This is a genomic window from Streptomyces acidicola, assembly GCF_009377235.1.
Classification (GTDB): Bacteria; Actinomycetota; Actinomycetes; order Streptomycetales; family Streptomycetaceae; genus Streptomyces; species Streptomyces acidicola.
This window is the reverse complement of sequence record NZ_VMNX01000081.1, coordinates 25,623-36,187: the sequence shown is the minus strand read 5'-3', so window position 1 is coordinate 36,187 and position 10,565 is coordinate 25,623. Positions and strand designations below refer to the sequence as shown.

The window sequence follows — 10,565 nt, the reverse complement described above, 5'->3', positions numbered from 1 at the left end:
TAAGAGACAGGGGCGGGACGCGGGCGTGGGCGGCGGATATTCCAGGGCGGGGTGTGGGAGAGGATGAAGGCGATCCGGTCGGCGAAGCGCGGTTCCGGCACGGGGATTTCCACGCCAGGGTGGCGAGCGTAGCCGTTGGTGACGGCGCGGGCGACGTAGTTGGCGACGGCGTCGGCTCGGTGAGTGCGGGTGCGGGTGCCGGGTGTGTGGAGATGGCTGAGGACGCGCAGCACTGTGGCGAGGGTGGCGTCGAACCGGATCTGATGGGTGGTCGGGCATCCGCCGGTGAGGCTGAGGGGTTCGGAGTCGGTGGGGGTGTCGAAGCCGGCTTGGTTGTGCCAGAAGGCGGCGGCGTGTTCCTCGCCCCTGGAAAGGTGATGCAGGTACAGGCAATAGGAGGCGGCGACGTCGCCGGCACCAGCGGCGTATTGCCACCAGAAACGGGCGCCTTCGTCGGTGTCGGCGAGTTGGAGGGCACATCCCAGGACCCAGGCGCTGCGTGGTTCGGGTAGTTGTTCGGTGACGAATTCCAGGGTGTCAGGGGTGGAGGAGGCCACGACGGCTTCGCACAGGATTTGCAGCCGGGCTGCGGCGGCAGCGTCGGCGGGGTCATCGTCGACGAGGGCTGCGCCGTCGGGTGCGAGGACGGGGTAGACGCAGTCTTCGTAGGGGACGGTGTCGGTGGGCACGCGGGGGCTGTTGCGTAGCAAGGCGCGGGCCAGGAGCTGGTCGATGGCGGTCATAGCAGGGTGTCACTCCAGGGAGTTCTACGAACGGTGGAGCATGCTTTCGAGGGCGGCGCGAGCATGGTGGTCGATGGCGTGGGCGATGGCCGGGGTCAGGCCGAGAATGTCGGGGATGGTGTCAGGGTTCATGCCGCACAGGTAGCGCAGCACGGTGACGTCCATCTCGCGGTGCGGCAGGCGGGCGATGGCGTCGAAGAGGTTGATCAGGTCGCTGAGGCCGGTGAATCCGGTCTCCGGGTCAGCGTTCTGGGCGCCTGTGGCGGAGAAGGCGGCGGCGCGCAGGTCGGGGTGGCCGTCGCGATGACGGTCGACTCGGGCCATGACGCGGGAGCGCAGAAGGCGCCAGGCGTAGCGGCGGATGTCGGGGCTGTTGGCGGCGTCGGTCCAGCACAGCCAGAGGATGTCGAAGGTTTCCGAGACGACCCAGCGGGCCCGGTGGTCGGTCAGGAGAAAAGCGCGGGCGTACTCGGCGTAGGGGGCGCGCATTGCCTCGCTGAAGCCTTGGTGCGCTATGGGCTGGGCTTCCGGCTCCAGGAGGACCTGCTGTATGCAGTGATGTATCCAGTTGGGCTCTTTGTGTGCCTCTCGGGCCGCCGCGGTCCACAGGCGGCGTGTGGGCTGGACGGGCAGTCCCAGGGCGCGGACCACGCTGAAGGTGATCTCCCAGGCGGGGTAGTAGCCGTTGCCGCGCAGCAGTTCGCTGATGCGGGTCTTGGAGTAGCCGGAGCGGTCGACGAGGTCGTTGAGGGTCAGGCCGCTGGCGAACAGGGTGCTGCGGACGGGCTCCAGCCAGGCGCGGTGGGTGACGCCGGCGGTCTCGGAGATGGGGGCCGGTTTCCGGCCGCGCTTGGGTCCGGGTTCTGAGGGAGGGTGCTGCTCAGGCAGCGAGAACGGCCCCGTCATCGGCGCGCTTCCTCCCGTCCGCCGTCGCCGATCGGCGGGTCGGTCGCCGGGCGGGGCCCGTCGGGGGCGGTCAGGGCCTGGACGATCTGTTGCACGAGCAGGCCCAGAGAGGGCAACAGTGCGGCAGCCGCCGCGACTTGGCCCAGCACGGTCATGACCGTGCTCCATGTGAGGACCGCTACCAGAACGGCAACGGTCACCACCTTCTTACTCGACATTGCACGTCTTCTTCTCTGCCGGGTTGGGAAACATCCCTGCCGACGCCGGTGCTGAAGCGCCGTCAGCGGGGTGCCCCAGCATGACCCGCCCTGCACTCGCGATGCCATGTGATCATGGAGGTACGGAACAATGCTTCCGTGACAGCGGGTCACTCCCCCCTCTGTAGCGCGCGGCCGCAAATGAGCCCGGGTTCAACACTTTTGGGCGCCAACAGTCCTTTCTGCTTGCGTCCCGCCGCCCATCCCCCACCATGGACTGAAGAGGCGCCACTCGACGCCGTACCTTCCTGCCGGAAGGCCGTGCGGCCCCCTGTGCTGAAGAACAACCAAGAGGGGGCCGCACACTTCGCAGCCCAAAAAGGAGTCGGAAACTCCTGATGGGCAACCCCCAGGCGACCGCGGCCTCAAACCTCGGATCGTCCGGCGGCGCAGTCAGCTCAACAGGCCACGGATCATTCCGCGCAGCCAGCCTCCCGGGCCCCTCCGCCGCGGCACCGTCCCGGCGCACCTGTTCGCCTACCAACTCGCCCACGGCGTGATCAGCAGACCTGGCTGGTCCGAGGTCCAGGATCCCGTCGTCTGCCACACATGCGACTTCCACGGCTGCTCCAACCCCACTCACCTTCGACTGGGCACCGCCGCCGAAACCCGAGCCGAATGGCAACTGCGACGCCGCAACCCCCACGGGAGGCACACGCCCCATCGCGGAAGCGGTTCGGACCGGATTGCAAGCTGGTGAACTCCCAGACCTCATTGACAAACGCATTCTGGCCGCCGAGGAAACAGGCCTCCCCCTCACCCTTTGGCCGATCTCCACGGCGACGCGTCGCACAGGGCTGAGCCTGCGGCCCGAGCAGCGGTTGGTCCACCCAGAACGTAGACCGAACTCGATCGGAACGGACGCCTTCCTGGCTGGTCGGTTGGCGGCGGGGTTGTGGTTGTGTGGGGTGTCACGGTGATGAGGGGTGGAGGCTGGTAGTGGGGCAGGGTTCGACGACGGGGGTGCCGTCGGCTTCTACCCAGGCGTGTGCGGTGAAGGGGATGACGCGGACTCCGGCGTGCCCACCGACCCGGGCGCGCTGCCCTCACAAGTCCGGCTCCTTGAACTGCGAACGGCACACCTGGCTGGCGCTTACCGGGATCCCGGCCGGTCAGGGCATCTGCGGAATGGTCATTCGTCTGGGTGTTGATTGAGCTATAAGCGGCCTTTGTTGCGCTGAATGAGGGATGTGCCCTCTAACGTGCAGGCGTGACGACTTCGATCAACCCACCTCGTGAGGCAGAGCGGCCGTTCTTGCCCCCGGCCGGCACCGGTACCTGACACACCATGCCCTCCGGCGCCGCAGGTTTCTCGGGGCAGCCCGTCGGCTGACGCCTCCGTCACAGGGAGGCGGATCCAGCCCTTCCTGCGGCCGACCAGTCCAACCCCGCGCGTCAAGCCAGGACGGCTCTGCGATCAGCCCGCGACGGCACTAAGCAACCCCCAGGAGATCACCATGACTGACAGCGCCCCAGTGACGAGTGACCACGAGCCTGGCTGGCTCATTGACCTGGAACCCGTTGTCGAGCAACTGCTCGACCGGCACCTGCGTACTTCGCAGGAGTGGTTCCCGCATCAGTACGTGCCGTGGGGCCAAGGGCGTGACTTCGACGGCCCGCTTGACGGCATTCCCTGGCAGGACGCCCAGTCGGCACTGTCGCCCACCGCGCGGTCGGTGCTGATGCTCAGCATCCTCACCGAGGATAATCTTCCCTCGTATTTCCAAAGCCTGGAGTCGTTCGGGCGCGCTCCGGCCTGGCGTGAATGGGCGCACCGGTGGGCTGCCGAAGAAGACCGGCACGCCACGGTCATGCGCGCGTACGCCCACGCCGCCCGGGCGCTCGACCCGGTAGTCCTCGAGCGTCTGCGCATGCAGCACATGGCGACGGTGGCACCGGAGCGTCCGACGCAGGAGGAGGGGCTGGCCTATGTGATGGTGCAGGAACTGGCCACCCGGGTGGCCCACCGTGCCACGGCAGCCAACTGCGGCGAGCCTGTCTGCGAGCGTCTCTTCACCCGGGTCGCCCAGGACGAGAACCTCCATATGCTGTTCTATCGTGACCTGTTCCGCGCACTTCTCGACTTCAGGCCAGACGCCGCGATGAACGCCCTGTCGCGCACCGTGCGGCACTTCGCCATGCCGGCGCGGAATCTTCCGGAGGTCACGAGGCTGTCCAACGAGGTGGCTGCCGCAGGCTGGTACGACCTGAAGACCTACCGGGACGACGTTCTCAAGCCCCTCCTGCGATCGCTCGGTGTCATGGACCGCCCGAACCTCAGCTCGTCCGCCGAGCAGGCCAGAGAACGCATTGCCTCGATGATGACGTTTCTGGATCGCACTGTCCGCCGCGTGGAAGATCGCCGGGCGGCTGTGGATGAGGCGCGCACGGACAGCGGAACTCCGGCGGTCTAGCGCCGTGTTCAGCAAGGCGGTTGCCGGCGGCCGGCAGCATGTGCGTCGACTACCCTCGAACGTTGACCGGTTGCCTGCATCGACGTAACGCGTGACGGCGATGATCCTTACTGGTCAGCACCCATGGATGGTAGTCATTCGTCCGGGTGGAGATTGCGCTATAAGCGGCCTTTATTGCGCTGAATGAGGGATGTGCCCTCTAGCGTGCAGGCGTGACGATCTCGATCAACCCACCTTGCGAGGCAGAGTGGCCATTCGTGCCGCCGGACATGAGCGGAATGCGCGTGGCGGTCACGGGGGCCACGGGGTTCGTGGGCCGGCACCTGTGCCGCCGGATCGTTGAGTGCGGTGGCCGAGTGCGGGCACTGGTGCGGCCGCAGTCCGATCGCCGGGTGCTGGACGGCTGTCCGGTCGATTTTGCCGTGGCGGATCTGGTCACAGGCTCGGGGATCGCGGGGGCGGTCTCGGACGCGGATGTGGTGATGCATCTGGCGGCCGCAGTACGGGCCGGATCTGATGCAGGCTTCCGACTGGCCAACGCGGTGGCGACGGGCGTGCTGGCGGGCATGCTGGCGACGTTGGGAACGCCGCCGCGGCTGGTCGTGTGCTCGTCGCTGGCGGCTGCTGGTCCGGTCCTCGGGCAGGGACGGGCGCGGTGTGAGGAGGACCCGCCCTGCCCGGTGTCGTGGTACGGGGCCAGCAAGTTGGCCGGGGAGCGGGAGGCGCGGCGCTTCGCGGATCAGGTGCCGACTGTGATCGTGCGTCCGCCGATCGTGTACGGGTCGGGTGATGTGGCGTTCGTACCGCGTCTGGCTGCGACGGCCCGGTCGCGGGTGGCGGTGCGGCCAGGCCCGCCGGGTGGCGTCTATTCGGTGCTGTACGTGGACGATCTGTGCGACGGGCTGATCGCCGCGGGCTTGCAGGGGCGTACCGCCGGTCCCGATGAGCCCCACAGCGGTGTCTATCACCTGTGCGACGGCGTTGAGTACACCCTTGCTGACCTGGTGCGGACGGCTGGTGCGGTGCTGGGCTGCGGCAGGCCGATGGTGCTGCCCGTGCCGTCGGCTGTGGTGCGGGCGGCCGGTGTGATGAGTGAGGCGGTCGGACGGTTGCGGGGCGGGGTGCCGGTGTTCAACCGGGACAAGGCGCGCGAGGCCGTGGCCGGGTCATGGACCGCCAGTGCGGACCGCGCGTACAGGGATTTCGGGTTCCGGGCCCGGGTGGGGCTCGAGGACGGACTGCGAGAGGCTTTCAAGGAGATGCTTCATGGCTGAGACCACCGAGCTGGCGCCGGCACCTGCGGGCGCGCCGTCGCTCCAGACGGCGGGGAGGGGGCTGGGGCAGCTGGCGGTCGCGGTCATCGGTATGTCCGGGCTGCGCCTGGACCAGCCCGAGCGCCGTGTGCTGCGCGCCTTGGTCTGGGCGTGTGTGGTGGCTGCCGGTTTCTCCGCGGAGCAGCAGTTCCGCGCCGCTGCGGGCAGCAGCGGCGCGGTGCGATGGGCAGCGGTCGGGTACGCGGTGGTGATCGCGGTCCTGTACTACGGCGGCCTGATCGCTGTGCTGGACACGGCGGTTGCCCGCCGTTTCACCCATGCCGTCGGTGAGGCGCGGGCGGTCGGAGGGTTCGACTTCGTGCTGGGGCTGCTGTTCTTGCAGCAAGGCTTGTGCCAGGGGTTGCTGATGGCGGCCTTCCCCGGCCAGTTGCCCGAAGTGGGCGTCGATGGTCTGTGGATCGTGCTGGGCGTGGTGCTGGGCATCGTGGGCTTCGGCACGAAGCTGTGGGCGACCTGGCTGACCGGCCTGAACACCTACTACTGCCGGGACATGTTCCTGGGACGTGCCACCGCGACGGACGGCTACGTCGTCCGCGGCCCCTACCGCTGGCTGCGCAACCCGATGTACGGGGTGGGTAACCTGCACGGCTACGGCGTGGCCCTGTGCTACCGGTCGGTGGCAGGGCTGGTGTGCGTGGCCGTGTTCCAGGTACTGATCTACGTCTTCTACTTCGTGCGGGAGAAGCCGTTCATCGTCCGCACCTACCTCGGCGGCACCGCCGCCTGAAACACGTTGTGGGGCCGCCCCGCTGGCCGGGGCGGCCCCACAACGATTACTCCCCTCTGGTGCGTACCAGGCTGCGGTAGCGCGTCATGGGGTCCGCAGGATGAGTGCGGCGTTGGCTCCGCCGAATCCGCTCGCCGTGGTCAGCACGGTGCGCAGGCGCGCGGACCTGGGGGCCTTGCGGACGATGTCGAGGTCGATGGCGTCGTCTTGATGGTCGAGGTTGGCTGTGGGTGGGATGGCCTGATGCTTGAGGGTCAGCAGGGCGCTGGCGGCCTGGATGGCGGCTGCCGCCCCCAGGGCGTGTCCGAGCGAGCCTTTCAGGGCCGTGACGGGCGGGGGTGCGGTGGAGAAGATGCGGTTCAGGGCGCGTGCTTCGGCGACGTCTCCGGCCGGAGTCGAGGTCGCGTGGGCACTGGCGTGATCGATGTCGGCAGGCGTCATGCGTGCATCGGACAGGGCTGTCCTGACTGCCTGTTGCAGGCCGCCTCCGTCGGGGTGCGGGTTGACAGGATGATGGGCGTCGGCGGAGGCGCCGTAGCCGGCGACGATGCCGTGGAAGGCGGCACCGCGGGCGCGGGCATGGTTGAGGTTCTCGAGCACCAGGACGGCGGCGCCTTCGCCCAGGACGAAGCCGTCGCGGTCACGGTCGAAGGGGCGGGAGGCCCCGGCGGGATCGTGCAAGCGGGTGGACAGTGCCCCCATGCGGGCAAAGCTGATGGCGGTGACAGGGGAGCGGCCGGATTCCGCACCGCCGGCCAGCACGATGTCGCAGGTACCTGAGCGGATGAGGTCACGGGCGACGCCGATGGCGTGACCGCCGGAGGCGCAGGCACTGGTGACGGTGAAATTGGGGCCGCGGTAGTCAAGGTGAGCAGCAATCTCTCCGGCCGCCATGCTGGGCAGGATCCGCGGCAGGAACAATGGGGAAACCAAGTGATGTTCACCGCTTCGGAGACGATCGCAGACTTTCTCCACGCCGGTGAAACTGTCGGAGGCGACTCCCAGGACGACGCCGATGCGCGTGGGGTCTGCCGTCGCTGGTGTGAGGCCGGCATCTGCGGCGGCCTCTTGGGCGGCGGCCAGCGCGAAGTGCGTGAAGGCATCGGTGCGCCGCACCGTCCGCCGCGGTACGTGATGACAGGCGTCGAATTCACGAACGGGGCAGGAGAGGTCCACCGGGAGCCCTGCCAGGAGCGGATCGCGGGCGGAGCTGAAGGACTGTCCTGAACACAGGCCCTGCCAGGTCGCGTTGGCGCCGATACCGGCCGGTGTGATCATTCCGATGCCGGTGACGGCGACATCGCGGGTCACTGCGCCGCCGTGGTGGAGGGGGCGGCCGCAGCGTTCGGGGACTGCTCGGCCAGTGCTTGCACGAGGTCGGCGATGGTGGAGCCCTGCGTGAGGTCCAGGTTGTCCGCCAGGTCGACTCCATGGCGCTCTTCGAGTACGACGGCGAATTCGACCAGGAGCAGGGAGTCCATTTCGATGTCCAGCAGCGTCGTCTGCGGGGTGATCAGTTCCTCGTCCACCCCGGTGACTTCGGCGAGAACCGAGACCAAAGTGTCATAGGTGAGCGGCATGGACAGCCTCCTGTGCAGTATGGGTGAGAGCCGTCAGGCATGAGCACGGCTCGCTGTGTCGCACGCAGCGCGCGTACAGCCGGTGGCGTTTGTGGACGGTGGCGCCGATGGCCACCAGCAGCTTGTTGGCGGCCTGGTTGTCCTCCAGGACCCAGGACACGTCGATCTCGTTCCAGCCGTGTGCGAGGGCGCTGTCCACGGCATCGGCGATCAGGGCGAGCGCAGCTCCTTTGGCACGGCTGTCCTCGGGGACCCCCAGCGCCATCACGCGTCCGCGGGTGATGGCGCGGCGGCCCCGCCACACGCGCCAGGCCCCGATCGGCCAGCCGTAGCGCGTCAGGCTTCCCCGGGCGGGCGCCAGGGCCTGGTTGAAGTCGGGCAGCAGGATGCTGAAACCGACGGGTGTTCCCTCGTGCTCGACGATGCGGGCACCGGTGGGTGCGAGCAGGCGGACCTGCCGAGCCAGGTAAGTGAACTCCGCGTGGGTCGCCGGCGCGAAGCCCCAGTTGTCCTGCCAGCCCGCGTGATACAGCTCCCGCACGAGACCGGACTCACTGCGAAAGCGGCGCCAGTCCACTGACCGCACCGTCAGCCCGCGGCTGCGCAGCAGCACGTCCCCGTAACCGGCCCACGCCGTGAGCTTGCGGCTGGTCGGGGACAGCCGCCACGACAGCAGGTCCTTTACCGGGGTGAAGCCGCCAGCGGTGAACAGGTCCGTGTAGTAGGGAGGGTTGTACGGCATACCAATGCGGGGGGAGTCGTCGAAGCCCTCGACGAGCAGTCCGCACTCGTGGTGCATGTTCGGGTTCATCGGCCCGATCACGGTCTGCACATCCCGCTCCCGCAGCCAGTTCACTGCCTGCTCCCACAGAGAGCGCGCCACGGCCTGGTCGTCAGTGCACTCGAAAAAGCCCACGTGACCCTGGCACTGGCTGGCTGTGCCCTCAGGGCCGATGATGGCCGCGACCCGGCCCACCGGCACCCGACCGCGGCGGGCCAGGAAATAGCCGACGTCGCTCTGGCGCAGGTAGGGATTGCGGCGCCGGTTGAGGAACTGACGCCGTTCCACTTCGAGCGGCGCTACCCAGTACGGGTGGGCCTTGTACAGCTGGTAGGGCAGCTTGATGAAGTCATCCATGTCGGCGCGGCTGCGGACCATCACGATATCGGCAGGGCCGTGCAGGGGCCGGGGAGCGCTCATGAGGCGGGACACGGGACCGGTTCCGCTGCCACACCAGCCGTGTCGCCCGACGGCAGGAACTGGCCCACGACCTCCAGGATGTGGTCGATGTGCGCATCAGTGTGGGCGGCGGTGACGGACAGGCGCAGCCGGGACTGTCCCGGCGGGACGCCCGGCGGCAGGAACGGCGCAACAAACACACCGGCCTCCAGCATCGCCCGCCATGTGTGCAGGCACTGGTCGGCGTCACCGGCCGGGAGTGCCACGATGGGGCTGGCCCAGTTGGGACGGACGTGTCCCAACTCGGCCAGTCCGTCGTGCAGACGGTGCGCCAGGTGTGACAGTACGGCGCGCCGTTCGGACTCGTCGCGGATGATGTGCAGCGCGGCGAGCGCCGCCGCGGCGGTCGGTGGCGGCATGGACGCCGAGTAGACGGCAGCATGCCCGAACACGCGGCAGTGCTCGATGAGTTCACTGCTTCCAGCGATGAATCCCCCGCCGGCACCGAACGCCTTGGAGAAGGTCCCGGTCAGTACGTCGATCTTCTGCTCGCAGCCGAGGTGCTCACCGGCACCGCGCCCCGATGGGCCAAGGACCCCGATGTCGTGAGCCCCGTCGACGATGAGCATGGCCGCATGACGTCCGCCAAGATCGGCGATCTCCGGCAGTACGGCCAGTTCCCCGCCCAGCGAGAACGCTCCCTCGGTGAGGACCACCGGCGACAGCCCCTGGCCGGACGCTTCTTCCAGCAACTGCGCCAGGTGGCGGGGTGTGTTGTGCCGGAACCGGCGGTTCTTGGCGGCTCCGAGCCGCAGCGCATCGACAAGAGAGGCATGGATGTGCCGGTCGGCGATGACCGCCCGGTCCTCGCCGAAGAGGCAGGCCAGAGTGAGATTGGCCTGGAATCCCGTGGCGGCCAGTAGCACCGCCGGCCGCTGCAGGAAGTCGGCGAGTTCCTCCGCCAGTTGCGCGTGAACCGACCAGGTGCCGATCACCAGAGGTGAGCCGGAGCAGGAGGCGCCCAGATCGCGCGCCGCGGCCGCGGCCGCCTCGCGTACGCGTGGATCGGACGCCAGGCCCAGATAGTCACCAGAGGCCGCATTGATCGCCAGCATGCCTTCGACGAGGACCTCTCCCGGAGCCGGCCGCCCGGTGATCCGGCGGAAGAACGGATCACCGCCGGTATCCCGAGCCCTGCCGACGGCAGCCCAGGAAGCCGCCGCTCCACTCACATCTGACATCGCGTACCTGCCCTGTCACAGCGTGCACTCCAAGATCGCGGCAACCGTAGCCCATTGGAGTCATGTGACGACAAACGGTAATTGTGAGTGTCCCCTATCCGGATATCTGACACTCAACGCAAGGACGCACGAGGTCCCTTGACCACATCTGACCAGCGGAAACCATCCCAGCATCGAGGATCT

10 protein-coding genes and 1 pseudogene are annotated in these 10,565 nt (G+C 68.3%); 3 read left to right on the top strand and 8 right to left on the bottom strand.

Annotation, left to right across the window (positions count from 1 at the left end; translation table 11 throughout):
• The 4 genes and pseudogenes from FPZ41_RS49560 to FPZ41_RS50280 form a co-directional block, all read right to left on the bottom strand.
• Nucleotides 1-743: hypothetical protein (locus FPZ41_RS49560; protein WP_152865046.1), on the bottom strand; the 743-nt coding region annotated here is incomplete at its 3' end.
• A gap of 24 nt (nt 744-767) precedes the next feature.
• Nucleotides 768-1,649, bottom strand: coding sequence for an XRE family transcriptional regulator (locus tag FPZ41_RS21710; RefSeq protein WP_228022878.1), 882 nt, complete (start codon nt 1,647-1,649; stop codon nt 768-770).
• Nucleotides 1,646-1,867 carry a hypothetical protein gene (locus FPZ41_RS48460; RefSeq protein ID WP_228022877.1) on the bottom strand — a complete coding sequence of 74 codons (222 nt, stop codon included), beginning with the start codon at nt 1,865-1,867 and terminating at the stop codon, nt 1,646-1,648. The genes FPZ41_RS21710 and FPZ41_RS48460 overlap by 4 nt, the downstream gene beginning before the upstream one ends.
• 950 nt (nt 1,868-2,817) lie before the next feature.
• Nucleotides 2,818-2,916, bottom strand: a pseudogene (locus FPZ41_RS50280) (lasso peptide biosynthesis protein); the annotation flags it as partial.
• A 447-nt stretch (nt 2,917-3,363) separates the two neighbouring features.
• On the opposite strand from FPZ41_RS50280, the gene FPZ41_RS21700 reads away from it, so the two are divergent.
• From FPZ41_RS21700 to FPZ41_RS21690, 3 genes are all read left to right on the top strand, one after another.
• Entirely contained in the window at nt 3,364-4,320 is a 957-nt protein-coding gene (locus tag FPZ41_RS21700; protein ID WP_152865042.1) for an acyl-ACP desaturase, read from the top strand.
• A gap of 212 nt (nt 4,321-4,532) precedes the next feature.
• Nucleotides 4,533-5,594, top strand: coding sequence for an NAD-dependent epimerase/dehydratase family protein (locus tag FPZ41_RS21695; protein ID WP_322620550.1), 1,062 nt, complete (start codon nt 4,533-4,535; stop codon nt 5,592-5,594).
• Complete coding sequence (locus FPZ41_RS21690; protein WP_152865040.1) at nt 5,587-6,381, top strand: PEMT/PEM2 family methyltransferase; 795 nt, start codon at nt 5,587-5,589, stop codon at nt 6,379-6,381. The genes FPZ41_RS21695 and FPZ41_RS21690 overlap by 8 nt, the downstream gene beginning before the upstream one ends.
• Before the next feature lie 84 nt (nt 6,382-6,465).
• Here the strand turns inward: FPZ41_RS21690 and FPZ41_RS21685 are convergent, their stop codons facing one another.
• Genes FPZ41_RS21685 through FPZ41_RS21670 form a run of 4 tightly spaced genes read right to left on the bottom strand, consistent with a single transcriptional unit; the run spans nt 6,466 to nt 10,382 of the window.
• Nucleotides 6,466-7,692 carry a beta-ketoacyl-[acyl-carrier-protein] synthase family protein gene (locus FPZ41_RS21685; RefSeq protein ID WP_322620549.1) on the bottom strand — a complete coding sequence of 409 codons (1,227 nt, stop codon included), beginning with the start codon at nt 7,690-7,692 and terminating at the stop codon, nt 6,466-6,468.
• Complete coding sequence (locus FPZ41_RS21680; protein WP_152865036.1) at nt 7,689-7,961, bottom strand: acyl carrier protein; 273 nt, start codon at nt 7,959-7,961, stop codon at nt 7,689-7,691. Before FPZ41_RS21680 ends, FPZ41_RS21685 begins: the two co-directional genes overlap by 4 nt.
• Entirely contained in the window at nt 7,945-9,162 is a 1,218-nt protein-coding gene (locus tag FPZ41_RS21675) for a GNAT family N-acetyltransferase (RefSeq protein WP_228022876.1), read from the bottom strand. The genes FPZ41_RS21680 and FPZ41_RS21675 overlap by 17 nt, the downstream gene beginning before the upstream one ends.
• Nucleotides 9,159-10,382: an aminotransferase class I/II-fold pyridoxal phosphate-dependent enzyme gene (locus tag FPZ41_RS21670; protein ID WP_152865034.1), complete on the bottom strand. Its 1,224-nt coding sequence runs from the start codon at nt 10,380-10,382 to the stop codon at nt 9,159-9,161. The genes FPZ41_RS21675 and FPZ41_RS21670 overlap by 4 nt, the downstream gene beginning before the upstream one ends.
• Between the last annotated feature and the right edge of the window lie 183 nt (nt 10,383-10,565).